The 26,015-nt window shown below is 56.4% G+C and carries 19 protein-coding genes; 6 read left to right on the top strand and 13 right to left on the bottom strand.

Translation table 11 applies throughout. The annotated features are described in order from the left end of the window. Positions 1 to 25: 25 nt before the first annotated feature. Positions 26 to 886 (bottom strand): hypothetical protein, encoded by an 861-nt coding sequence (locus VI01_RS17280; RefSeq protein ID WP_038646491.1) that lies wholly within the window; start codon positions 884 to 886, stop codon positions 26 to 28. Between the two features lie 168 nt (positions 887 to 1,054). Then, a complete protein-coding gene (gene cutC, locus VI01_RS17275; RefSeq protein WP_038646489.1) occupies positions 1,055 to 1,807 on the bottom strand; it encodes a copper homeostasis protein CutC in 753 nt (250 codons plus the stop codon). An 85-nt stretch (positions 1,808 to 1,892) separates the two neighbouring features. Here cutC and VI01_RS17270 point away from each other — a divergent pair, with 85 nt between their 5' ends. Further along, positions 1,893 to 3,032, top strand: a complete 1,140-nt coding sequence (locus VI01_RS17270; RefSeq protein WP_045816043.1) for a MalY/PatB family protein — start codon at positions 1,893 to 1,895, stop codon at positions 3,030 to 3,032. Here the strand turns inward: VI01_RS17270 and VI01_RS17265 are convergent. Next, positions 3,029 to 3,583: a VOC family protein gene (locus VI01_RS17265; protein ID WP_045816042.1), complete on the bottom strand. Its 555-nt coding sequence runs from the start codon at positions 3,581 to 3,583 to the stop codon at positions 3,029 to 3,031. The genes VI01_RS17270 and VI01_RS17265 overlap by 4 nt on opposite strands. A 319-nt stretch (positions 3,584 to 3,902) precedes the next feature. Between VI01_RS17265 and VI01_RS25850 the strand changes: the two genes are divergently transcribed. After that, complete coding sequence (locus tag VI01_RS25850; RefSeq protein ID WP_007889544.1) at positions 3,903 to 4,025, top strand: hypothetical protein; 123 nt, start codon at positions 3,903 to 3,905, stop codon at positions 4,023 to 4,025. Between the two features lie 168 nt (positions 4,026 to 4,193). Continuing rightward, positions 4,194 to 5,924 carry an arginine--tRNA ligase gene (gene argS / locus VI01_RS17260; protein WP_045816041.1) on the top strand — a complete coding sequence of 577 codons (1,731 nt, stop codon included), beginning with the start codon at positions 4,194 to 4,196 and terminating at the stop codon, positions 5,922 to 5,924. A gap of 35 nt (positions 5,925 to 5,959) precedes the next feature. Here argS and VI01_RS17255 read toward each other — a convergent pair whose 3' ends face one another. The 10 genes from VI01_RS17255 to VI01_RS17210 all read right to left on the bottom strand — a co-directional run bounded on the left by VI01_RS17255 (position 5,960) and on the right by VI01_RS17210 (position 21,625). Further along, a complete protein-coding gene (locus VI01_RS17255; protein ID WP_045816040.1) occupies positions 5,960 to 6,364 on the bottom strand; it encodes a flagellar protein FlhE in 405 nt (134 codons plus the stop codon). Between the two features lie 2 nt (positions 6,365 to 6,366). Next, on the bottom strand, positions 6,367 to 8,454 hold the full coding sequence (gene flhA, locus VI01_RS17250) for a flagellar biosynthesis protein FlhA (protein WP_045816039.1): 2,088 nt from the start codon (positions 8,452 to 8,454) through the stop codon (positions 6,367 to 6,369). Next, positions 8,447 to 9,598: a flagellar biosynthesis protein FlhB gene (gene flhB / locus VI01_RS17245; RefSeq protein ID WP_034828621.1), complete on the bottom strand. Its 1,152-nt coding sequence runs from the start codon at positions 9,596 to 9,598 to the stop codon at positions 8,447 to 8,449. Before flhB ends, flhA begins: the two co-directional genes overlap by 8 nt. 87 nt (positions 9,599 to 9,685) lie before the next feature. Next, on the bottom strand, positions 9,686 to 10,507 hold the full coding sequence (gene cobA, locus VI01_RS17240; RefSeq protein ID WP_045816038.1) for a uroporphyrinogen-III C-methyltransferase: 822 nt from the start codon (positions 10,505 to 10,507) through the stop codon (positions 9,686 to 9,688). Between the two features lie 11 nt (positions 10,508 to 10,518). Next, the gene (locus VI01_RS17235) at positions 10,519 to 13,122 is read right to left on the bottom strand and encodes a nitrate reductase (RefSeq protein ID WP_045816037.1); all 2,604 of its coding nucleotides are present in this window, start codon (positions 13,120 to 13,122) and stop codon (positions 10,519 to 10,521) included. Beyond that, the gene (gene nirB / locus VI01_RS17230; RefSeq protein ID WP_075564114.1) at positions 13,119 to 17,186 is read right to left on the bottom strand and encodes a nitrite reductase large subunit NirB; all 4,068 of its coding nucleotides are present in this window, start codon (positions 17,184 to 17,186) and stop codon (positions 13,119 to 13,121) included. The genes VI01_RS17235 and nirB overlap by 4 nt, the downstream gene beginning before the upstream one ends. Before the next feature lie 10 nt (positions 17,187 to 17,196). After that, complete coding sequence (locus tag VI01_RS17225; protein ID WP_045816036.1) at positions 17,197 to 17,985, bottom strand: ABC transporter ATP-binding protein; 789 nt, start codon at positions 17,983 to 17,985, stop codon at positions 17,197 to 17,199. Between the two features lie 10 nt (positions 17,986 to 17,995). Beyond that, entirely contained in the window at positions 17,996 to 18,871 is an 876-nt protein-coding gene (gene ntrB, locus VI01_RS17220; protein ID WP_045816035.1) for a nitrate ABC transporter permease, read from the bottom strand. An 11-nt stretch (positions 18,872 to 18,882) separates the two neighbouring features. Beyond that, positions 18,883 to 20,139: a CmpA/NrtA family ABC transporter substrate-binding protein gene (locus VI01_RS17215; RefSeq protein ID WP_369801882.1), complete on the bottom strand. Its 1,257-nt coding sequence runs from the start codon at positions 20,137 to 20,139 to the stop codon at positions 18,883 to 18,885. Positions 20,140 to 20,404: 265 nt separating this feature from the next. After that, a complete protein-coding gene (locus VI01_RS17210; RefSeq protein WP_045816033.1) occupies positions 20,405 to 21,625 on the bottom strand; it encodes a nitrate regulatory protein in 1,221 nt (406 codons plus the stop codon). Positions 21,626 to 22,105: 480 nt separating this feature from the next. On the opposite strand from VI01_RS17210, the gene VI01_RS17200 reads away from it, so the two are divergent. The 3 genes from VI01_RS17200 (at position 22,106) to tssM (ending at position 26,011) form a co-directional block, all read left to right on the top strand. Beyond that, positions 22,106 to 22,597 carry an SH3 domain-containing protein gene (locus tag VI01_RS17200; protein WP_197079601.1) on the top strand — a complete coding sequence of 164 codons (492 nt, stop codon included), beginning with the start codon at positions 22,106 to 22,108 and terminating at the stop codon, positions 22,595 to 22,597. An 85-nt stretch (positions 22,598 to 22,682) separates the two neighbouring features. Next, complete coding sequence (gene icmH, locus VI01_RS17195; protein ID WP_045816031.1) at positions 22,683 to 23,897, top strand: type IVB secretion system protein IcmH/DotU; 1,215 nt, start codon at positions 22,683 to 22,685, stop codon at positions 23,895 to 23,897. Further along, on the top strand, positions 23,897 to 26,011 hold the full coding sequence (tssM, locus tag VI01_RS17190) for a type VI secretion system membrane subunit TssM (RefSeq protein ID WP_045816030.1): 2,115 nt from the start codon (positions 23,897 to 23,899) through the stop codon (positions 26,009 to 26,011). The genes icmH and tssM overlap by 1 nt, the downstream gene beginning before the upstream one ends. Positions 26,012 to 26,015: the final 4 nt, after the last annotated feature.

The raw sequence follows: 26,015 nt of genomic DNA, 5'->3' as shown, positions 1-26,015 counted from the left end.
ACTTGCCAGCAATGATAAAACGCCTTTATTCCCCCTCATCCGCCACGGCTGGCGGGCGATCCCAATACTGATATTTATAGGCAGAGCTCAGGTGACGCTCGATGGTGCCTTTGGCAAACACCTCGGTTTCATGCAGATAACTCAACGTACAGTTGCCCACCTCATCCCATAACTGACACTCATCAACTGAACTTAAGGTACTGACAGGCGTGGTAGCGAAGCCATTAAGCCGCAGCTCTCGCCACTGCTTATCATAACTGTAGGTATCTTTACCGCGCGCACTGGACGATGAGGTGACCAGCCCTTGTGGATTCCAGCGCCAGGTGCTCTCTCCGTTGGTCATCACATCACTGCCACGCGCTACGCTCTTTTCCAGGCGAAAATGTTTATCGTAGCGGTAGGTGGTATCGGTGAAGCCATCTTTGCCCATACTGGTGAATTTGTCGGACGAACTGATGATGTTGCCATGCTGGCCCATTTGCCAACTGATGGTGCCCTGGCGGTTATCCACCACTTCCTCTTTGCCCGCTTTTACCACTTTGACCAGGTAGGCATACTCCGCCACCCAACCTCGCTGCACGCGGGCGATGTGCTGTTCCATGGTCAGCACCACGTTGCCTTCGTTCTTGTCATACGTAATGTCGGCAACCATCAAATCCCCGCACTGATCGAACTGCCCCAGTACGCGTTTCTGCGAATCGACATCTTTACCAAATTCCCCTGCCACCACCTGACGTACCGCGCCTTTGGCATCACCCCCCAGCATAATCCAGTTGTTGCTGCTGGTAATGTTTTTGCTCAGAGGCGGACAGGCAGTGCTCACCGCCAGCGCCGTGCCAGACAGGGGGAACAGCAGCACTAAAACAGCACAAGAGTAGGATTTCATGAATGTTATCCGCGCTAAGCCATAGAGTAATCAAAGCATCTTTTTTAACAATGCGCTATCAACGGCTATACAGCAGATAAAAAGAACCCCAGCAAATGCGCTGGGGTTTGGTACTTGCAAACATCACGTCAGAGTTTTGGCGTGCTGCGCGGCAAAACGGGTGCGAACTCAGGCGACACGAACCGCGGTCATTTCCAGCATACTTTTCATCGCTTCGACCACATCGCCGTCGACACAAGTTCGGCTGAATTCGTCGACTTCTGCTTCGGAGCACATAGAAACACCGGCTTTACGGTAGCGCATCGGCGAAGCAACTAATCGGCTGGCGGAGCTGTGGACTTCCTGTAGACCACTATCGATAAATTTCTGCAAATTGCTCAAACGGACTCCGGCACCGGCCATAATAATTGGACCCGTGCTCAGTTCATTTAGTTCCCGCAACAATGCAATTCCCGTTTCCGCGCTCTGCTGCTGGCCGGAAGTCAAAATACGCGCAACGCCTAAATCCGCCAGTACGTCCAGCGAGCGTTTGGGGCTGTGGCATAAATCAAAAGCGCGGTGGAAGGTCACCGCCATGCCATCACTGAGCGCCATGATCTGCCGCATGCGCACAATATCAACATGGGCATCTTCATCCAGCATGCCGATCACCACGCCAGGGAAACCGAGTTCACGCATCAGCGCCACGTCGGATTTCATCACCTCAAATTCCTGTGCGGTGTAACAAAAATCGCCGCCACGCGGGCGAACAATCGGGTGAACCGGTATGGACAGTTCACGCTGTGCGGCTTCCAGCACGCCAGCTGACGGCGTCAGCCCGCCTTCGCGTGGGGCACTGCACAGTTCCACGCGATCGGCACCGGACTGCTGTGCAGTCATTGCACAGTCGATGCCGTAGCAACAAATTTCCAGTTTCGTCATAGCTTGCTCCTTTTCATGACTTCTGGCTCGAGAGGATGGCTTAAGTTAGTCTGCTTAATTGGACAGTTTACGTGGAAACCTCACTATGGCATTCGATTTTGATCAATGGATAGACCGTCGTCACAGCGATAGTTTGAAGTGGCACAAATATGGCGATCGTGATGTGCTGCCTTTATGGGTTGCAGACACGGATTTTCGCTCGCCACCCTGCATTATTGAGGCCATTAAAAAACGCGTCGATCACGGTGTTTTTGGCTATGGCGGTACGCCCACGGGATTGATTGATATCACTGTTTCCCGCCTGGCGCAGCGCTACAACTGGCATATTCAGCCGGAATGGATCGTTATGCTGCCTGGTATCGTCAGTGGCCTTAACCTTTCGGTCCGCGCGTTTACCGAGGCTGGGCAACGCACAGTCGCGCCAACGCCTATTTACCCGCCGTTCCGCGCTGCCTCAAGACTCGCCGAGCGTGAACAGATCAATTTGCCGCTGCAATTACAGCACGACCGCTGGGTCGTCGATCTCGATACGCCTGCGATGCAGGGTAATGAACGTTTGCTGATGCTGTGCAATCCGCAAAACCCCGGCGGCACGGTGTATCGTCGCGAGGAACTGGAGGCGCAACTGGCGTTTGCTCAGCAACACGATTTAATCGTTTGTTCTGATGAAATTCACTGTGATTTGATTTTGTCGCCTGATGCCCGCCACACGCCTTTCGCGGCATTGAGTGATGATGCCGCACAGCGCAGCATTACGCTGATCTCGCCGTCGAAAACCTTCAACATCGCCGGTCTGGGCGCATCAATGGCGATTATCCCCAATCCTGAATTACGCAAACGGTTTAAACAGGTACGCGAAGGTATTGTGCCTGGGGTCGATATTCTTGCACTGGTGGCAGCAGAAGCAGCCTGGCGTGAAGGTGATGCATGGCTGGAGGCGCAAATCCAGTACTTGCGAGCGAATCGCGACTGGCTGGTGGCGCAGGTGAATACACTTCCCGAACTGCACATGAATTCGCCCGAAGCGACCTATCTCGGTTGGATTGATGCCAGCCAGCTGGATGTGGCCAGTCCCGCTCTCTATTTTGAAAAACACGGCCTCGGTTTTTCACCCGGCCGCGATTTTGGGGATGACAACTTCGTGCGCTTTAACTTCGGCTGCACGCGCGCTTCACTGGAGCAGGCGGTGAGCCGATTGCACAGCGCGGTCATGGCACGGCGTTAGCCTTGTTCACTGGCGACAATCTCTTCTAATCGCCAGGGATGAAACTTGATGGTGGTTTGCCCGTCCGTCACCGCCAGTGTCGGGTTGGGCAAACGCTCATGCTCACCTTTTGGCGCGCTGGTTTTAAACGAAATGCCGGGTTGCGTCAGTGCATGATCGGAGAGCAAGGCCATCGCGCGCATACCCAATGTTTCTGGCTCACCGCGCAACACAATTTCCACATGTTCCCAGCCTTCATGGCGATACAATTTCTCACCCGGCCAGGGTAACTCAATCACATCGACCTGCCATCCCGCGAGCGTTAACGGCTGATGCAATTTGAACAAGCAGATCGGACGCCCGTTGATAATCGCTTCGGAAAACTGACTGCCCATTTGCAGCAATCCCGCCTTCCAGCGCTCCGCCGTTGCGAACTGATGGCAGCGCACCGCCAGGTGATCGGCCTCATGTTCGGATAACCGCAGCCCTAATCTTTCAGCAAATTGCTGCAAGGCGTGCTCAAATCGAGCCAGGTCTTGTTCTAAATCACTCAGTTCCGCAGGAAAATTCATCTCAACACTCCAGATACATCAATATCAGTTCAATTATTTTAATCAATTTAAAAACAGCAGCGCTTCAGAATCCCCTTGACAAAGTCGTCGGATTCCTCCGATTTCATCATGGAAAAGACCTGAAACCGCATAAATAGGCCCTCTCTTTAGGATTATTCGCCTAAACAGGTCCAGCAGTTACTTTATGAAAACACCTTAAATCACTGTTAATATTAATGATAATTAATACAATGAGATAAGTCTTATTTCAGTTGCAAACAATTGCAGCTTGATACCCTTTCTTATAAATTTGTGTTTCACAACTACAAGGAATGGCTCTATGTCTATGCTCATTGTTGTCGCGGTCCTGATTGCATTGATGGGATTTGCAATTTCCCGCCACTGGAAGGTGCGTGAAGACAAAAGCGTTAAAAATCCTCGTCGTCACCCGCGTCGCCGTTAATCGGCGCGCGGGTTGCTGTTACCCGCCATTGCGCATGCTAAAAGCTGACGCACTTTAACATTTCACGTATACTTCCCCTCTTATTTTTCCGTCCCGCCGCGCTGTTGCGGGATGAAGGCATCGGCTCGCCGCCACTGGCGGGCCTTTTCAGCATATGAAGGTAACGCGGTGAATATTCAGGCTCTTCTATCCGATAAAGTCGGTCAGGCAATGGTAGCGGCGGGTGCGCCAGCGGATTGTGAACCTCAGGTTCGTCAGTCGGCTAAAGTGCAGTTCGGTGATTATCAGGCGAACGGTATCATGGCTGTGGCGAAAAAGCTCGGTCAGGCTCCGCGCCAGCTGGCTGAACAGGTGATTCAGCATCTGGATCTCGCCGGCATCGCCAGCAAAGTCGAAATCGCCGGCCCCGGCTTCATCAATATTTTCCTCGATCGCAACTGGTTGGCTACCCAGGCCGCGCAGGCTCTGCAATTGCCGCGCCTTGGCGTCAGCAGCCTCAAGCCACAAACCGTTGTCATTGACTACTCGGCACCCAACGTCGCCAAGCAGATGCACGTCGGTCACGTCCGTTCCACCATCATCGGTGACGCTGCGGTACGTACGCTGGAATTTCTCGGCCACAACGTGATCCGCGCCAACCACGTCGGCGATTGGGGCACCCAGTTCGGTATGCTGATTGCCTATCTGGAAAAGCAGCAGAATGAGCATCACGAAGATATCGCGCTGGCGGACCTTGAAGAATTCTACCGCGAAGCCAAGGTCACCTATGATGCGGACGAAGCCTTCGCCGAACGCGCCCGTGGTTATGTAGTGAAACTGCAAGGCGGCGACGAATATTGCCGTGCAATGTGGAAAAAACTGGTTGATATCACCATGAGCCAGAATCAGGAAGTCTATGACCGCCTGAACGTGACGCTGACGCGTAAAGATGTGATGGGTGAAAGCCTGTACAACGATATGTTGCCTGGCATCGTAAGCGACCTGCGTGAAAAGGGGCTGGCCGTGACCAGCGAAGGCGCAACCGTGGTGTTCCTTGATGAGTTTAAAAACAAGGAAGGCGAAGCGATGGGCGTGATCATCCAGAAAAAGGATGGCGGCTACCTCTACACCACCACCGATATCGCCTGTGCCAAATACCGCTATGAAACCTTGCATGCCGACCGCGTGCTTTACTACATCGATTCGCGCCAGCATCAACATCTGCAACAGGCGTGGACCATTGTGCGTAAAGCCGGATACGTGCCCGAGTCTGTGCCGTTGGAGCACCATGCGTTTGGCATGATGCTGGGCAAAGATGGTCGTCCATTTAAAACCCGCAGCGGTGGCACCATTAAGCTGGCCGATCTGCTGGATGAAGCCGTTGAGCGTGCGCATGCGCTGGTCAGCGAGAAAAACCCGGAAATGTCAGCGCAAGAGCTGAAGGATCTGGCGGAAGTGGTGGGTATCGGCGCGGTGAAATATGCCGATCTGTCAAAAAGCCGCACCACCGATTACATCTTCGACTGGGATAACATGCTGGCGTTTGAGGGTAACACTGCACCCTACATGCAATATGCCTACACGCGCGTGCTTTCTGTGTTCCGTAAAGCCGGCATTGAAGCTGACAGCCTGAGCGGCGACATCGTGCTGACCGAAGAGCGTGAAGCGCAACTGGCGACTCGTCTGTTGCAGTTTGAAGAAGTGATCACCCAGGTTGCGCGTGATGGCACACCGCATGTGATGTGTGCTTACCTGTACGATCTGGCTGGCCTGTTCTCTGGCTTCTACGAGCACTGCCCAATCCTCTCCGCCGAGGATGAACAGGTGCGTAACAGCCGTCTGCAACTGGCTGCATTGACCGCTAAAACGCTGAAACAAGGTCTGGATACGCTGGGTATCGAAACCGTCGAGCGTATGTAATAACAAAAAACCCGCCTCGGCGGGTTTTTTATGGGCTATTGGTAATTCACCGTCACTTCACTGCTCACCACTCGTAATCCCGGCGGTAACGCCCCCTTCCCCTGAAAACCGAACGCCAGATGCAGCGTCTCGTTAGCCGGAATATTCGCCAGGCTACGCGTTGAACCACTGCCGCCCTCAATCTCTACGCAACGCTGAGTCGCACACAAACGCACAATCAGCCCCGAGGGGGCTGGACGGCTCAACTGGTAACGCCAGTTCACCACCGTGATGGTGCCCACAGCGGGCGAAGGTGCTTTTAAAGCCGGCGTCGTGTGCCAGTTGCCGCGCACGCCGAGGCTCGGACCACTGGCACTGTCATTCCAGGATCCGGCTGCATCCACATAGAGCGGCAACGCCATCATCGGTAACATCATTAATGCCCAGCACCAACGACGCATGGTTATTTACCTCCGATGGTGGCAGTCATACGGATCTGGCGATTGTCGGTCAGTTCCATATTTGACAGCACCACCAACTGTGGCAGATTGCGGCGCAGGAATCGCGCCAGTAAGGCACGCAGCGGGTGGTTCACCAGCAGCACCGGCGGTGCTCCCGTCATCTCTTGCTGTTGCAATGCGCCCTGCGTCTGCACTAACAGACGATCGGCCAGACCGGGCTCCAGCCCGCCGCCGCCCTGCAAGGCCTGCAGCAGCAGGCGTTCTAAGGTGGCATCCAGTCCAATCACCTGCACTTCACCGTTACCCGGGAACCACTGCTGAGTAATCGCACGGCCCAGCGCCACACGAACCACGCTGGTCAGCTCTTGCGGATCGGTCTGGACCGGCGCATGTTCCGCCAGGGTTTCGATGATGGTGCGCATATCGCGGATCGAAACGCGCTCAATCAAGAGGTTCTGCAGCACTTTGTGCAGGGTGGTCAGGGTGATGACGCCCGGCACCAGATCTTCCGTCAGCTTCGGCATCTCCTGGGTCACGCGATCCAGCAGCTGCTGCGCTTCCTGACGGCCAAACAGCTCGCTGGCGTATTGACCAATCAGGTGGTTCAGATGCGTTGCCACCACGGTACTGGCTTCTACCACGGTAAAGCCCTGAATCTGCGCCTGCTCTTTCAACGCACTATCAATCCAGATTGCCGCTAAACCGAAGGCAGGATCGACTGTCGGTTCACCCGGCAAAGAGCCGGCTGCGGTACCAGGGTTGATCGCCATCCAGCGCCCCGGATAGGCATCACCGCTGCCAATTTCCACGCCTTTCATCAGGATGCGGTAACGCGCAGGCGGCAACTCCATGTTGTCACGGATGTGCACCACCGGCGGCAGGAAGCCCACCTCCTGTGCGACTTTTTTACGGATACTGCGGATGCGGCCCAGCAGCTCACCGTTTTGCAGATGATCAACCATGGGAATCAGGCGATAACCCACTTCGAGACCCAGCGAATCTTCCAGCTGTACGTCTTTCCAGGAAGCTTCCACCGTTGCGGGGGTCTCCTGCGTTTTGACCAGACTAGTGGGTTCCGAGGAAGTCTTCGGTTTCATCTCCCGACCGCGCAACCACCAGGCCAGACCGAGCAACGCGGCGGTAAACAGCAGGAAGACAAAGTTGGGCATACCCGGCACCAGGCCGAGCAGACCGATAACACCACCACTCAGCATCAACACGCGCGGATTGCTGAACAGCTGGGAGACCATCTGATCGCCCACATCCTGATCGGTGCTGACGCGTGTCACGATAACACCCGCAGCGGTAGAGATGACCAGCGCCGGGATCTGTGCCACCAAGCCGTCACCGATGGTCAGCAGTGTATAGGTTTCACCTGCGTGCCCCAGATCCATGCCGTGCTGCACCACGCCCACCAGCAGACCGCCGATGACGTTAATCACCATAATCAAAATACCGGCGATGGCGTCACCACGTACGAACTTACTCGCACCGTCCATTGAACCGTAGAAATCGGCTTCCTGGGTCACTTCGCTACGACGACGTTTGGCTTCCTCTTCGCCGATTAATCCGGCGTTAAGGTCAGCATCGATCGCCATCTGCTTACCGGGCATCCCATCCAACACAAAACGCGCGCCCACTTCGGCGATACGTCCGGCACCTTTGGTGATAACCATAAAGTTGATGATAACGAGGATGATGAACACCACGATACCGATGGCAAAGTTACCGCCCACGAGGAAGTGGCCGAAAGCTTCAACCACGCGTCCGGCAGCATCGGCCCCTGTATGACCCTCGAGCAGGATAATACGGGTTGAGGCGACGTTCAGCGCCAGGCGCAGCAACGTTGAGAACAGCAGAATGGTCGGGAATGCAGCGAATTCCAGCGTACGCTGGGTAAACATTGCCACCAACAACACCATGATCGATAAGGCAATGTTGAAGGTGAACAGCAGGTCGAGAATGAAGGCAGGTAACGGCAGCACCATCATCGACAGGATCAACATGATCAGTATCGGTCCAGCCAGCACCTTCCACTGCGTGTCTTTAAAGTTGCCCGGTAAACGCAGCTTTTCGGCCAGATTAGCCATCGTTTCTGTTCTCTCCTGCAAAGTCCATGTCTGCCGGAACCGGCAGCTGTTTTGGTTTGGTTGGGATCAGGCCACCTTCGCGTTTCCAGCGACGCAGTTGCCATACCCAGGCCAGCACTTCCGCCACGGCACCGTAAAGCGCGCCGGGGATGAACTGACCAATTTCCGTGTGTCGATACAGCGCACGCGCCAGCGGCGGTGCTTCTAAAATCGGAATGCGATGTTCTTTTGCCAGCTCACGAATTTTAAGTGCAATATCTCCGGCCCCTTTCGCAATCACCTTTGGCGCGCTCATCTTGCCTTCCTGATACTGCAACGCCACCGAGTAGTGCGTTGGGTTGGTGACGATAACGTCGGCTTTCGGTACATCTGCCATCATGCGACGACGGGCCGCCGCACGCATCGCCTGACGAATGCGCCCTTTGACGTGCGGGTCACCTTCGTTTTGTTTGTGTTCGTCGCGGATTTCCTGGCGGGACATTTTCAGCTTTTTGAAATGGCTGTAGAGCTGCCAGAACACGTCGAAACCGACCATGGGTACCAGGCCCAGCATGATCAACGCACAGCTAATGGCAATCATGGTTAAACCGTGATGAAGCGCGTTGATGGGTGATTCACTGATTAACCGCAGCATCTCCTGCCAGTGTGACCAGATGTACCAGCCACCCACCAGCCCCACCAGCACCGCCTTCAAAATGGCTTTTAGCAGTTCCGCCCAGGTCTGGGAGGAAACCATGCGTTTAAGACCACTCAACGGGTTCAGCTTGTTGAAATCCAGCTTGATTGATTTACCGCTGATATTGATCCCACCCAGCAGCATCGGTGCAGCAATCGCCACGATCACCAGGCCTGCCATCAACGGCAGCAGCGCCATCACTGCCTGGCCGATCAGGTTGCTGATGTGGGCGATGATCATTTTGTCATCGGTCACCATGGCATGATCGAAACGAAAGCCAGTGGCCAACATGCTGGCCAGCTGTTCAGCCATCAGTTCGCCGCCGAGCCACAGGATCAGCAAGCCCGCCAGCAGCATCAGTACCGATGTCAGCTCGCGCGATCGCGGAATCTGCCCCTCTTCTCGCGCCTTCTCTAGTCGGTGCGCCGTGGGCGATTCTGTTTTGTCCTCGTCGCTCTCTTCAGCCACGACATACCTCAGCTGGCAGGAATTCTGAGCATAGGATGCCAAAACCCGCCAAGGCTAAAGCGTGGATTAAGGGGGGAAAATACGAGTTTATTTAGCCATAAGTGAAATTGCGCTGAGATCAGCAGTATGGGGCTGGCGATAAAAGCGTACCACCTCTCCCACCAGCAACAATGCGGGGGATTGCGCCTGCTCACGCGCAATAGTGGCGCTCAGGTCCGACAGCGTCGTCACCATCACGCGCTGGTCAGGCCGTGTACCATTTTCAATGATCGCCACTGGCGTAGTGGCAGCGCGTCCATGGGCTTGTAACTGGGCGCTAATACTCTCGCTCCATTTCAGCCCCATATAGAACACCAGCGTCTGATTGGGGGCGGCCAGGCTGGCGTCGCCTAGCTGTGGCTCACCGCTTTTCCCATGTCCGGTGATTAACCGCAAAGACTGCGCACAGTCACGATGCGTCAACGGGATGCCACTTGCCGCCGCACAACCTGCCGCTGCGGTGATACCGGGCACAACATGGCAGGCAATGCCCGCCTGCTGCAGAAACAGCATCTCTTCCCCGCCGCGGCCGAAAATAAAGGGATCGCCGCCCTTCAAACGCACCACCGATCGACCACTGGCCGCCAGATCCGCCAGCAGCTGATTAATCTGCGCCTGCTTCAGGCCATGGCTGCCCGGCTTTTTACCGACATCAATCGCCAGCGTACCGGACGGGACTTCAGCCATGATCGCGTCGCTCACCAGGCGGTCATACACCACCACGTCCGCGCTTTTGATCAAACGCAACGCTTTTACCGTCAGCAGTTCGACATCGCCCGGCCCGGCCCCCACCAGCCAGACACCCCCTGGCGTCGCCTCTCCATTCTGGGGGTTGAACAGTTTATCGAGACGCCCAATCGCCTGAGTCATGATGCTCTCCGCTACTGCGCCACGCGCAGGGTTGCCAGTAAGGTTTTTAGCTCCGGAATACAGGAGCCACAGTTGGTGCCGCACTTCAGCGCTGCACCGAGTGCCGCTGGAGAATCGCAGCCCTGTACAATCGCCCGACGGATTGCCACTTCACCCACGCCGAAACAGCTGCAAATCGTCCGCCCCTGGCTTTCACCCAATGCGAGACGTCCGCCTAATAGCACATGGCGCTGCTGTGGAGAAGAGGGTGTTTCCGTGAAGGCTCGCGCTACAAAGCCATGATCGATCTCTGGCAGCCAGGGAGCTGCATAAAACGCACACATTAATCGACCATTGCGCCAGCCCAGCATGTGCAGCTGCTGTCCCGCCCGCGCCTGTTGCCACTGCAGTTCCTGCATCGTGGGGAGCTGCATTAACCAATCCTCTGCCTGCGCCTCGCCCGCCAGCACATAACGCTGTGCCCCCTGCTGCGGCGCACGCGACCAATACAGCACTGGCTGCGGCGTTATCACCTCAGGCAGGAACAGCCATCCCTGCCATGCCGGACGCAGCGGTTGCAAACGCACGGCGGTCTGCTTCAACGCAGGTTGCCCAGAGTCAGGACAGCAGTGAGCCGCCACTAAGCCGTCTACATTTGCCTGTGCACTAAACTGGCGTGTCCAGTGCATCGGGATAAACAGCTGACCACGCACTAACCCGCTGTCGATCACTACGCGGCCGCTCCACCAGCCGAGCGCAGACTGTACGCGTGTCAGGTCGCCCTGGCTCAAGCCGTGCGCCGCAGCATCATGCGGATGCAGCGCGACAAAAGGCTCATCGTAATGCTGCATCAGGCGTGGCACGTTGCCGGTGCGCGTCATGGTGTGCCACTGATCACGAATGCGCCCGGTGTTCATCAGTAAGGGATAATGCGAGCTGGTCAGCGTCTTAACCGGAATGGCGGGCGGCAGCAAACGTGCTTTGCCATCCGCGTGAAAGAAACGACGATCGGCAAACAGCCGTGCGGTGCCCGTCGGCGCGCGGTCATTCAGCGGCCACTGTACGGGTGCGAGCTGGTCATATTGTTCTCGCGTAATATGTGCCAGTGCGCTGATATCGAAGGCGCGGCGGCCATGGTTTTCGAAGCCAGACAGTGCGGCATGTTCCGCAAAAATTTCGCTGGGGTGCTGCCAGGCAAAGGCTTCGGTATATCCCAGACGCTGAGCGACTTGCGCCAGTAACCACCAGTCAGGTTTCGCTTCGCCGGCTGGGGCGATAAAACTGCGCTGACGTGAGATACGGCGTTCTGAATTGGTCACCGTGCCGTTCTTTTCGCCCCACCCTTGCGCAGGCAGCAATACGTCAGCTAAATCAGCGGTATCACTGCGCGCGCTCACTTCCGATACCACCACCAATTCGCACCTGGCCAATGCCTGAGCGACACGATTGCCTTCCGGCATCGACACCGCCGGATTGGTGCCCATGATCCACACCGCTTTGACTTCGCCACGATCAATCGCATTGAACAGATTAACCGCGGTTAAACCGGGCTGACGCGCCACATGAGGGCTGTTCCAGAAGCGACTGACGCGATCCACTTCCTCTGCGCTGAACCCCATGTGCGCCGCCAACTGATTCGCTAAGCCACCGACCTCACGCCCGCCCATGGCATTCGGCTGTCCGGTTAATGAAAAGGGACCCGCGCCTGCATAGCCAATTTTTCCACTCAGCAGATGCGCATTGATAATTGCATTGTTATTGTCACTGCCGGTTTGTGACTGATTAATGCCCATACACCACAGCGTGAGTACGCGTGGTTGTGCAGCAAACCGCTGCCAGAAGCTGAGAATAGCGTGCTCACTAAGTTGACAGGCGACGGCCACCGTGGCCAGATCCCACGCTTTGCAGGCCTCCAGCGTGGTTTCGACGTTCGCCAGATGCGGCAGCATCGTTTCATCCACCGCCTCATTCTCGTTCAGCCAGTTAAGTAGCCCGGCGAAGAGCGCACTGTCCGATCCCGGCTGCAGAGCCAGATGCAGATCGGCGATATCACAGCTGGCGGTGCGACGTGGGTCGATCACCACCAGCTGCATTTCTGGTCGATCGGTTTTCGCCTGCACCAGGCGCTGCCACGCCACCGGATGCGCCCACGCCGCGTTTGAACCCACCAGCACCACCATATCCGCCTGCTCGATGTCTTCATAACAGCAGGGCACGGCATCGGCACCGAATGCGCGTTTGTAACCCACCACCGCCGATGCCATACATAACCGTGAGTTGGTATCGATATTGGCGGCGCCGATAAAGCCCTTCACCAGCTTGTTGGCGGTGTAGTAATCCTCAGTAAGCAGTTGGCCGGAACCGTAAAACGCCACGGCCTGCGGGCCATGCTTGTCGATAATATCGCGCAAGCCCTGTGCAACATGATCCAGCGCTTGATCCATGCTGACGCGTTCGCCATGGATCTGCGGCCAAAGCAAACGCCCCTCATGAGACAGCGTTTCACCTAACGCAGATCCTTTGACACACAGGCGACCAAAGTTCGCCGGATGCTGCAGATCACCGCTTACCGGCTGATCCGGCGCCTTAACCTCCACGCCACAGCCGACGCCACAATATGGGCAGGTGGTTTTCATGATGCCGCCGCGAGCGCAAGAATGGGCTGATGGCCCAGCCATACTTTGCTGCCCTCCACGCGCACTGGCCAACAGCGCAGTTGATGTTCGGCGTTATCTAAACTTTGCCCATCACGTAAACGTATGCGCTGCTTGTAAAGCGGGGAGATCACCACCGGCTCACCCGCAACATCACCCAGAATGCCGCGAGACAGCACGCTGGCTTGCGTGCCCGGTTCGATATCCTCTAGCGCGTAAAAGGCTTCGCCAAAACGGAATAGCGCCACGCGTTGGCTTCCCAGTCGTGCGCCCATGCCCGCAGCCTCAGGAATGGCGGTCACATCGCAGATTTCACTCCAGGGTTCGGCAGGCACGTTGGTGACCGGAATGATGTCCATGGCGGCAGGTTGGCGTTGTTCGCGCACACGCACATAGTTGAGGGTCTCATCCATGTGTTGACTGTTAATCGTGGTATGAAACAGTGCACGACGGGAGGGATCCTGTAGCGTGCTCTGCCATTCGCACTGGTAGCGATCCACCACCACTTGCATCTCCTGCTCCAGCATGTCGCCAATGCCGAGGGCATCCTCGATAATGACGCTGCGCAGGTAATCGAGCCCACCTTCCATGTTCTCCATCCACACGCTGGTGCGCTGTAAACGGTCGGCGGTGCGCACATAAAACATCAGAATGCGGTCGACATAACGTAGCAGTGTCGCATCGTCCAGGTCGCTGGCGAACAGATCGGCATGGCGCGGTTTCATGCCGCCGTTACCACACACATAAAGGTTCCAGCCTTTGTCAGTGGCGATCACCCCAATGTCTTTGCTCTGTGCCTCCGCACACTCACGCGTACAGCCCGACACCGCCATTTTAATCTTGTGCGGGGCACGCAGCCCTTTGTAGCGGTTCTCCAGCGCGATAGCGAACGCGGTGGAGTCCTGTACGCCATAACGGCACCAGGTCGACCCCACACAGGACTTCACGGTGCGCAATGATTTGCCATAGGCATGGCCGGTTTCAAAGCCCGCGGCAATGAGGGTTTCCCAAATGTCAGGCAACTGTTCGAGTCGTGCACCAAACAGATCGATGCGCTGTCCGCCAGTAATCTTGGTATAGAGATCGTAGCGTGCCGCCACTTCACCAATCGCAATCAGCCCCTTGGGTGTGATTTCCCCGGCAGGCACACGTGGCACCACCGAGTAAGTGCCATCTTTCTGGATGTTGGCAAAGTAGCGGTCATTGGTGTCCTGCAACGGCAAATGCTGCGGCTTAAGCAGATACTCGTTCCAGCACGAAGCCAGCAGCGAGCCCACCAGCGGCTTGCACACTTCACAGCCATGGCCACGACCATGTTGCTTAATAAGTTGATCAAAGGTGGTGATTTTGCCGACGCGAATCAGGTGATACAACTCCTGCCTTGAGTAGGCAAAGTGCTCGCAGATATCCTTTTTGACCACCACGCCCTGATTCGCCAGCTCCAGTTCCATAACCTGTTTCACCAGTGCGCTGCAGCCGCCACAGCCGGTAGCGGCTTTGGTGCAGCTTTTGATCGCGGCCATATCGCCGCAACCACCCTGCACCGCTGCACAAATATCGCCTTTGCTGACGTTATGACAGGAGCAGATTTGTGCGGTTTCCGGTAACGCGGCCACGCCCAGTGCTTTAGAGGGCGCGCCTGCCAACTGCGGCAGAATCAGGCTTTCGGGTTCACTCGGCAGTGGCATCTTGTTGAGCATCATCTGTAACAGGTTGCTGTAATCACCGCTGTCACCGACCAGTACCCCGCCGAGCAATGTTTTGCTGTCTTTGCACACCACCAGCTTTTTGTAGATGCCTTTAGGATTGTCGGTCCAGTGATAGCTCTGGCTGTCTGCGGTACGGCCATGCGCATCACCGAACGATGCCACTTCTACACCAAGCAGTTTGAGTTTGGTGCTCATGTCCGCGCCATTGAACGCCAGCTCCTCCTGCGCCAGCTGTGCTGCCAGCACCCGCGCCATCTGATAGCCCGGCGCGACCAGCCCAAAAATCTGTCCCTGCCACAGCGCACACTCGCCAATCGCATACACGCCTGCGACGCTGGTTTCACAGCCGTCGTTAATGGCAATGCCGCCCCGTTCGCCGAGCTGAATACCCGCCGCCCGCGCCAGTGCATCACGAGGTCGGATGCCTGCGGAGAACACAATAAGATCGGTTTCTAACACACTGCCATCGGCAAAGCGCAGCTGCACGCTGCCGTCCGGCTGGCTTTCAATCGCTTCGGTCTGTTTGCTGGTGTGGATCTGCACGCCCAGTGCGCTAATTTTGCCGCGCAGCATCTGCGCGCCGCCGTCATCCAGCTGCACCGCCATCAGACGCGGAGCGAACTCTACCACGTGGGTTTCCAGTCCCAGTTGCTTGAGCGCGTTAGCCGCTTCCAGCCCGAGTAAACCACCGCCGATCACCACACCGCGCGTGGCCTGGTTGGCGCAGGCCGCGATAGCATCCAGATCGGCTAACGTGCGATAGACAAAACAGCGTGGGCTCTCTCGTCCCGGCACCGGTGGTACAAAGGGTACGGAACCCGTGGCCAGCACCAGTTTGTCCCACGCCAGTTCTGCTCCGCTGGCATCACGCAGACTGCGCTTGTCGGTATCAATCGCCAGCACTTCGCACCCCGTGCGCAGTTCTATTCCGTGTTGCGCGAAGAAGTTCTCGCTGACCAGTGACAGATCGTCGGCGCTTTTTCCGGTGAAGTATTCCGTCAGGTGCACACGGTCATACGCCATTTGAGGTTCGTCGCCATACACCACGACATGGTAGTGGTGATGCAGTTCGCGACTCACCAGCTGCTCAAGAAAATGGTGGCTGACCATGCCGTGGCCCACCACGGCGAGAATAGGTTTGCTCATCACATTGCTTCCTGCAGCACCAGGCTGCGTTAAGGGATTATCCAGACCGAACAGCGCGTGAATGCCTACGTGTTCCGCCTGTTGTAATTGGGTTAGCAGCATGCTGGCGCCCTGACTGTCACCAAACAGCAGCACGCCGCGCAGTGCGCCATCGCGTAAGAACAGACGGCGATAGTGGCCGTCGAAAGGGTCAAAACTGATGATGGATTCACCTTCGCGGATGTCGCCCGCACTGAACATCTCAATGCCAGTGACTTTGAGCCGCGTACCGCTCTCCTGATGGTAAAAATCCGCCACTGGCTCGCCGGCCAGCTGTGCCGCCAGCACCTCAGCCTGAGCGAGGCAAGGCGCCACCAGACCAAAGGTTTCACCGTCGATTTCACAGCATTCGCCCAGTGCATAGACGTTAGCGACCGAGGTTTGCAGCTGGCGGTTGACCAGAATCCCACGCTGGCACGGCACGCCAGCCTGCTGTGCCAGTGCGATTTCAGGCACGACGCCAATCGCCATCACCACCTGCTGAGCAGGCAGTGACGTGCCATCGGTGAGCGTAACGTGAGCGCGATGGATCGATTGCAGCGACACGCCAAGGCGGCAGTGGATCCCGCGTTGGGTGAGATGCTGGGTCAAGAGCGCGCCTGCCTGTTGATCCAGTTGGCGATCTAATAGCCATGGACGGTGATGCAGCAGCGTGACGTCGCGACCGCGCAGACGCAGCGCCGCAGCCGCTTCCACGCCAATCAATCCGCCGCCCAGCACCACCACGGGTCCATCCTGCGCCAGCATGGTGTCGACATCGCGCAAGGTGCGAAATCCCAACACCTGCGGGCGCTCAACACCCGGCAGGTCCGGCATTCGGGGTTGTGAACCACAAGCGAACACCAGCTTGTCCCAGTGGAGCGTGCGTTGGTCGGTGAACACCGTCCGTGCAATGAGATCCACCTGCAGCGCTTCTTCACCCATCAGTAGTTGCACGTCGTGTGCGACATACCATTCCGGCGTGTGGATCAGCGTGTCAGCGAAGTCTTTTTCCCCAGACAGCACCGGTGACAGCAGCACACGGTTGTAATTGCCCTGTGCTTCACGGCCAATCACCGTGATGGCATAGCAGCCTGGCGCCCGTTGCAACAAGGTTTCCACCATGCGCATCGCCGCCATCCCGTTACCAATCACCACCAGCTGCTGTACCATCGCCCGCTCCTTACGCCACTGCCGTCTGTTTTTCGTAGAGGAAATGCAGAACCTGCTGGCGTAGCTGGTGGTAGCGCGGCTCATCCGCCAGCGCCACGCGGGAACGTGGGCGCGGCAGATCCATCGTGAGAATCTCGCCAACCTGCGCCGCCGGGCCGTTGGTCATCATCAGCACGCGATCCGACAGCAACACCGCTTCATCTACGTCATGGGTGATCAGCACAATGGTGGTTTTCAGCTCCTGCTGGATACGCATCACGCTGTCTTGCAGGTGCGCGCGCGTTAAGGCGTCGAGAGCCCCAAAGGGTTCATCTAAAAGCAGCACGCGCGGTTTCATCGCCAGCGCACGTGCAATACCCACACGCTGTTTCATGCCGCCGGAGATTTCCGAGGGGCGCTTGTGCATGGCATGGCCCATCTGCACACGATTGAGGTTGTGTTCGATCCACTCACTCATCTCGCCCTTGCTCATTTGCCCTTTAAACACCTGCTGCACCGCCAGCTCGACGTTTTGATACGCGGTGAGCCATGGCAGCAGTGAATGGTTCTGGAACACCACCGCACGCTCGGGGCCGGGGCCGCTGATTTCACGGTTTTCGCACAGCAGCACACCGCTGCTGGGTTGGGTTAAGCCGGCAATCAGGTTGAGCAAAGTGGATTTACCGCAGCCGGAGTGACCAATCAGGCTCAATGTTTCGCCCGCGTGGATATCAAAGCTCACGTTATCGAGAGCCAGAAATTCACCGCTGGCGGTATTAAAACGCTGACTCACCTGTTGTACGCGAATAATCGGATTCATCATCGGCTCCCTATTTATCCCAGCTAAAACGACGTGCCAGCAGCATCAGTGCCTGCTCCAGCAACAGCCCGATCACGCCAATCACCACAATGGCGATCAGGATGTTTTCCACATTGAGGTTGTTCCACTCGTTCCAGATCCAGAAACCAATGCCGAGCCCGCCGGTCAGCATCTCGGCGGCGACGATCACCAGCCAGGCGATGCCCATCGACAGGCGCATGCCGGTGAGCACCGCGGGCAATACCGCCGGGAACAGGATGCGCCGCATCACCGTCCATTCGTTGAGTTGCAGCACGCGGGCGACGTTGAGGTAATCCTGCGGAATACGCTGCACGCCCTCGGCGGTGTTGATCACCATCGGCCAGATCGAGCAGATGAAAATGGTCCAGCTTGAAGCGGGTTCCGCACGCTGAAATAGCAGCAGACCAATCGGCAGCCATGCCAGTGGGCTGACCGGACGCAGCAGCGCGATGATTGGATTAAACATGCGCGCCACAAAGGTGAAGCGGCCAATCAGGAAACCGGCTGGGATGCCCACCAGCGCTGCCAAACCAAAGCCCACCGCCACGCGTTGTAGTGAGGCCACCACGTTCCAGCCAATACCCTGATCGTTAGGACCGTTGTTATAGAAGGGATCGGCGAACAACGTCACGGCCGCCTGCCAGGTGGCAAATGGCGTTGGGAAGCCTTTGCTCGACATTGATGCCAGTTGCCAGACAAACAGCAGCAGAATGACGCCGCAACTCGCCGGAATCAGTCGCTGTAGCAGCGGTCGCAGCCAGCGCTGACGTGCGCGCGGTTTCTTTGGCACGTTAAGCGCAATCACCTGCGCCGGTTGAGCGACGGCAGGCGTCGCGGCGTTCAGCGTTCGGGCTTCAGATTTCATGCTGACCTCACTTAACTACGTTTAATGGTGAAACTGTCGGCATAGGCGGCAGGGTTGCTGCCATCCCACACTTTGCCGTCGATAAGCGTGCTGCTGCGCATTTCGCTGGCGGGAACAGAAATACCGCCGACTGCCGTGGCAGCCTGCTTATAGATGTCGATACGGTTGATTTGACGGGCAACAGCAGCGTAGTCCGGTGCGGTTTTCACCATGCCCCAGCGCTTCATTTGTGTCAGGAACCACATGCCGTCAGACAGCCACGGGTAGCTCACTTCGCCATCGTGGAAGAAACGCATGGCATGGGCATCCTGCCATTGCTGGCCCAGTCCGTTTTCGTACTGGCCGAGCATGCGCCCTTCTAAGGTTTCAACTTTGGTGTTGATCCATGCCCGCCCGGCTAACACAGCAGCGGTCTCTTTACGGTTTTCATCAGAAGCATCGATCCAGCGCGCGGCTTCCAGTATCGCGGCCGTCATCGCACGCGCGGTATTGGGGTTTTCTTTGACCCATTGCGCACGGGTGGCGAGAATTTTTTCCGGATGATCGGGCCAGATTTGCTGTGTAGTGGTGGCGGTAAAACCGATGTTGTCGCTGATGGCACGCTGATTCCATGGCTCGCCCACGCAGAATCCGCTCATGTTGCCCATCTTCATGTTCATCACCATCTGCGGCGGTGGCACCACAACGGTGCGCACATCTTCAAACGGATCGATGCCGGCATTTGCCAGCCAGTAATAGAGCCACATCGCGTGGGTGCTGGTGGGGAAAGTGTGCGCAAAGGTGTAAGTGCCTTTGGCCTGGCTGGCGATCAGCTTTTGCAAGCTGGCAGCATCTGTAATCTTCTGCTCTTTCAATTGATTAGCGAGCGTGATGGCCTGACCGTTGTTATTCAGCGTCATCAGGTTGGCCATGTCGTGTTGTGGCCCTGCCACACCCAACTGTAAGCCGTAGATCATGCCGTAAAGCGCGTGCGCGGCATCCAGTTCACCGGCCGTGAGTTTGTCACGCACCGCCGCCCAGCTGGCTTCTTTACTCGGTTGTAACGTCAGCCCGTATTTTTTGTCGAAACCTTTAACCGACGCCATCACCACCGGAGCACAGTCAGTGAGTGGAATAAAGCCGACGCGCACGCTGCTCTTTTCGGGCGCATCTGAACCGGCGGCCCACACCGCATTACGTAAGCCTGGCAGTAAATAACTGCTCCCCACCACCGCGCTACCCAGCAGGAACTGACGACGTGAGACTGCAAACCGCGTTTTACTCATCATGCGCTTCCTGAAAAAGAGAAATAAAAAAAGGCGTCCTCCCGCATGTCGTTAAAACATGGGGCCGGACGCCTTTATCCAAAGCACTCGCTTCACCGCCGTTGGCGAAACAAATGCGCAATGTCTATGAATTAGTGCAAAGCCTGTGCCAGAAAATTTTTCACTGAAAAAATCAATATCACCGCGGGCATGACGCAGGGATCTGACCACGCTTTGCACTGCCCTGACGCACAATACGCACAAGGTTTGTGCAGCTACCTACTTTGGGTTATGGCTTCAGCGTCGCCGCCACGGCGAGGATCGCCTGCGCAATATCCAGCATGCGTTTGTTCTGATTCATGGCGCTTTTACGCAGCGCTTGCCAGGCATCTTGCTCGCTAAAACCGTGCTGCTGCATCAGCCATCCTTTGGCCTGATCGATGATTTTGCGTTCATCCAGAGAAGCACGCATGGTGGCAAGTTCATCCGCCTGCGCCTGTAAACGTTGCGCCTGCTCACGGATCAGCGACAACACCGAGCGGCCGAGTTGAGGGGCAAGGCCGTTACTGTCCAGCGTTGCTTCCTGTTCACCCAGCCAGTTGGCGCCTGCGACATACAAGGAGAAGCTCGCGTCCTGATTGGTCGCCAGGTGTTGCGGTTCAGCTTGTTCGCTGGTAGTAATGGCACGCTGGCAACACGCCATTAATGTGCTGCATAACCCATCCTCGATCTGTTTCATTTGATCGAGACGTTGGCTCAGCAGCGTGAACCATTGCAACACACCATTTTCACCGCACTGCGCGCCGGTGCAGGCAATGCGACGCAGACGCTCAATCTGGCTGTCCGCATCCGCCATCAACAGCCATTGCTGCTGATTTTGCGTATCCGCGAACTGACTAAAGGTTGCGAAGCTTTGCTCCTGAGCGGCGATCAACATTTGAATCCGCTGACGCTGTTCCGGGGTAAACTGCCCGGCAGCAAAACCGGCAGACCCCGTGGCGCGCTCCTGCCCCGCCAGCTCCTTACCCTGCATAAAGCTAAAGAGCGCAATCAGTGCACGGGAAATTGCGGGCTCACTGGCGGTATCCGTGGCCTCGAAGACCAGATTCAGTAAGGTACGAATAATGTGATTAAAGCCCTCCATCGCCTCTGCATGGCTGTATTGGCCCTCCCGAATATGCTGACGTAGTGATGGCAGACTCTCTAACGACTGCAGTGCTGCAGCAATCAGCATACAGAAACGGCTGTAACCCGGCTGTGCCACCGCTTCCGGCAGGACTGTTAAGGCAATTTTTTGACGCTGCTCTACCTCACGCGCGCGCGCGTCCAGCTCATCACCAAACAGCCGCCCGGCTGAACAAATCCAGATGTTGCTGGCGCCGCGTTCACGTTGCAGCACGTGAATCAACTCACTGATGGCGAGAATCTGTTCGCCTGTGCGCATTAGCCGTCGCAAGCTGGCAATTTCGCTGGCGCGGCTGGCATGCAAATACTCTAGGGCCCGGCTCATCACGTTTTCTCGTGCAAAATAGACATAACGATTTTAAGCAAAAGCCGTGCCGGACTGGCTTTAGCACTGGCGGAAATGCGCGCGGAAATTCCGAAAGTAAGAAAATTGTTTACCTGCGCAATCTTTTTTCAACCTTAAGGAAATATTAATATTACTTACCAATGCCGAGACATCTTTCTGCGGCTCTGCGGCTTTATCGCCTGCGTCACACGCTTACACGACTAAATAAGTAAATTCAGCTTATCTATCACTACAGGCACAGGTTTTTTATCCCCCTGATATGCGCTATTTTCGCCTGATAGCACGGGTTTTCTCGCTATGCAATGGATTGAATTCTCAAAAGTCTTAGGTAGACTGAGCACAGCACTATCTTTCTGTAATCTGACTGTTTTTTTATGGCTTTCCCGCTGCATACCCTGCCCGCCTTAGATGCGTGTGCCACATACTAATCTGCAGCTAATCTGATGAAATTTGAGGTTCATGGTGAATAAGAGTCTGTTGCTCACTCTGCTGGCAGTATTGACGTTGGCGGGTTGTAAAGCGCCACCACCGCCGATGACTGATGACACCCTGGTCACCAGTGAGGTCAATGGCGTCAAGCTAGTCCACCGTCATGCGGTGGCAGCGCCAGGCGAATTCACGCCGATTAATGAGAGTTTCCGCGCACTCTATGCGGCGTCGGTGATGACCACGCCTGATTATGGCGGCAAGGTTGTTCGTTATCTCGATAACGCGAAACCGTTTGAAGTACTAGGACGTGTCGACCACAGTTGGTTAGCCGTTGCCGATGAACCCAATGGACAGCTGATTGGTTACATCCCGCCGAAAGCCGGGGTTGAAAGTAGCCGTTATGACGCCACCGTGCGTAGCGACCGTCCACGTCCCCGCCGTACTAAACAGGTCTGCGTGGCCGTTGGCGGTGCCAGCAAGGCTTGCCGCAACAACGATACCGCGACCTGGATCCTAGACTGATAATGCAATATGGCGCAGATTGTTCACAGCAAGGTCGCACTCTGTGGACGCTCCCTGGCGCCATTGCCAGGAAAAAAGATATTTAATGACCCAGGATTCTGTTGTCCGCGATGGCATTGTCGCGGGCAACGATAACCTTTTGCTTAATGCCGCAGCACCGATATTGAATGCCGTTGTCCGTATACGGCAGGCTGCTACGCATGACGATCCCGCCGGTTTACGTCAGTTACTGATTGAAGAGATCCGCCAATTCGAACATCGCTGCAAGCAAGCCGGTTTGCCGTTTGAGATGATTATTGGTGCACGCTACTGCTTATGCAGCGTACTGGATGAAGCCGCCGCGCAAACCCCGTGGGGTACGCGTGGTGTGTGGTCAGGGAACGGCATGCTGGTCACTTTCCATAATGAAAGCTGGGGCGGCGAAAAAGTGTTTCAGCTACTTTCCCGCGTCTCGCAAAGCCCGCAGCAACATCTTTGGTTGCTGGAGCTGATTCATTACTGCCTGCTGCTGGGCTATGAAGGCCGTTATCGCGGCAGCGATGCTGGCCGTGCACAGTGTGAAGGGATTCGTAAACGTCTCGCTCAACTGATCCAGGAAACCCGCCCGTCGACCGCTAACCCGGCCGCGCCACTGGTGGAGGTGCATCCTCTGGTCAGTCGCTTAACCCGTCCGATGGTGCCGCTCTGGGCCTGCGCGATGCTAGCGGCCCTGATTGCCTGCCTGATTTACAGCGGCCTGAACTGGCGGCTGGGCAATGCGGCCGAGCCGCTGCTGCGCGCCATCTATCAAACCCCGCTGCCACAAATTATGCCTGGCCGTCGACCTACCTCACCTCAGGCGTTGCTGGATTTGCATCAGCGTTTGAATGATGTGATCGCCGCCGGTCAGCTGGAAGTCAGCGATGGCGCATTTGGCAGTAAAGTGATCATACCTGCCGATAAACTCTTCTCCCCGGACGGTACCGTAGTCAATCAGGTCGGTCGCGCGCTGCTGGCGCACGTTGCCAGCGCCATGAAAACCGTTAAAGGCACGGTACTGGTGTCGGTGTATACCGATAACAGCCCGGTGGATGGGCGTTTTGCCTCAAGCTATGAATTTTCCTTCGCGCGCGCACGCGCCGTGACCCAATTGCTGAATCCGCAACTGGCTGAAGGGCACAGTGTGAAAGCGGAAGGCCGCGGCGACAGTAATCCGTTGCTGCCCAATGACAGCAATGAAAACCGCGCGCGCAACCGGCGTGTGGAGATCACCCTGTTTGCCGCGCCGGAAACTCTGGGCAATCATCCAGGAGGTGAGTGATGCGCGCATCGCTGCAACATCTGTTAACCCACCGCCTGCTGTGGAGCCTGATTGGTGTCACCGCCTTAAGCTGTGTGCTGTGGATGCTCGGCCCGCTGTGGAGCTGGGGAGACACCCGCCCGCTTGAGCCGGTGTTTCCTCGTCAACTGCTGGTCGGTTTGCTGTTCTTTTGCTGGGTGCTGTTCCAGTTTATCCCGGCGATCTGGCGTGGCTGGTTTAACAGTAAACTCCTCAACCGCTTGCAGGAGATGAGTCACGAAGAGCTGTCCGATCGTCAGGCCACTGATACGCTGCTGGCTCAGCGCTTCAGCGAAGCAGCACTGCGTCTGAAACGCACACAGTTTGGTCGTCGTCATCAGCAGAACTGGCTGGCACGCTTTCAGAGCCACTATCTCTACCAGCTGCCCTGGTATGTCATGATTGGGGCGCCCGGCGCGGGCAAAACTACCGCCCTGCTTAATGCCGGACTGGAGTTTCCACTGACTGATAGCCTCGGCAAAGCGGCGATTCGCGGCGTCGGCGGCACGCGTCATTGCGACTGGTGGTTTACCGACAGCGCGGTGATGATCGATACCGCAGGGCGATATGCCCTGCAGGAGAGCCAGCGTGCGCGTGATGGCGCCGAGTGGCAGAGTTTCATTAACCTGCTGAAACGCTATCGCACACGCCAGCCGATCAACGGCGTGATCATGACCATCAGCGTGGCTGATCTGCTCACCGATTCCGCGGAAGCACGTCATGCGCAGGCCAGCGCGTTGCGTAGCCGCATGCAGGAGTTGTATCAGCAAACCGGTATTCATTTCCCGGTGTATGTGATGGTGACCAAGACCGATCTGCTGAAAGGTTTTTTAAGCTTTAACGAAGGCTTGAGCAAACCACAGCGCGACGCCATTTGGGGGTTCACCTTCCCATGGGAACCCGGCAAACCGCACAAAGATGACTGGCATAACAGCTTTAGCCTGCAATATCAGCGTTTAGAACAGCGCCTGCAGCAGCAACTGCCGACGGTGATGGCAAACGAACGCGATCTCACCCTGCGTGCAGACTGTTTCCTGTTTCCCCAAGAGTTCAGCTCCCTGCGCCCGCTGCTGAATGAGTACCTTGATGTGGTGTTCTCGCGCCATGAGGATGAGATTGCCTGGTCAGCGCGCGGCTTATTCTTTACCAGCGGCACGCAGGAAGGCTTACCGTTTGACCGCATCATGGGCGAACTCAACCGTAAGCTGCAGTTGCCGCACACCGGTGAGAGTAGCTTCGCAACCTGGGATAGCGTGACTCGTAATAATCCCATCCCTGGCAACAAAGGCCAGAGCTTCTTTATCCGTGACCTGCTGAGCGATCTGGTGTTCCGCGAAAGTGGCCTGGCGGGCAGCAACCGCCACTGGGAATACCGCAACCGCCTGTTTCACTGGATTGGCTACGGTGCGCTGACCGGTGCACTGCTCTTGCTCTCCGGTTTATGGCTGGCCAGCTATTTCCAGAACCAGCAATATCTTAACCAGGTCGCCGCGCGTATTGAGCCGATGACTCGTCAGAGTCAGCAGGTGATTCATCAGCCAGCCGATAATATCTTTGATCTGCTACCCTTCTTAAATAACCTGGTGAAGTTGCCTTTGTCGGAGCGCTTTTCCCTCGACAATCCACCGCTTAGCATGCGCGTGGGTCTGTATCGTGGCAACCAGGTAAGCGATGCGGCATGGGTGCTTTATCAAAATGCGCTTAAGTCTCTGCTGTTACCGCGTGTGGCCCAGCAAATCACCAATTTGCTGCGCGATGACCCCGGTAACGACAATGAATACAGCCGCAATGCGCTGCGTGCCTATCAGATGTTGTATCAGCCGCGCAATTATGACGGCGAATTCCTGCGTGCCTGGCTGATGCAGAATCTTCAACGCAATCTGCCAGATGATGTCAGCGCCCGGGATTTGCAGCAGCTTGACTGGCATCTTAGCCAGCTTCTGGATCAGCAGATTCAGTCGTCACCTTATGCGCGGGATAACGCACTAATGATGCGCAAGCTTGCAGAAAATCTGAAAATTGCTGGTGCGAATGGCAGTTCGCTGGCGATTGCACCACAGCGGGCTTCGCAGCGATTGACCGGACACAGTGAGTAATGGT

The organism is Pantoea sp. SM3, from assembly GCF_000963995.1.
GTDB lineage: Bacteria > Pseudomonadota > Gammaproteobacteria > Enterobacterales > Enterobacteriaceae > Pantoea > Pantoea rwandensis_B.
The sequence above is the reverse complement of the archived record's forward strand: the minus strand, read 5'-3'. Positions and strand labels throughout refer to the sequence as shown.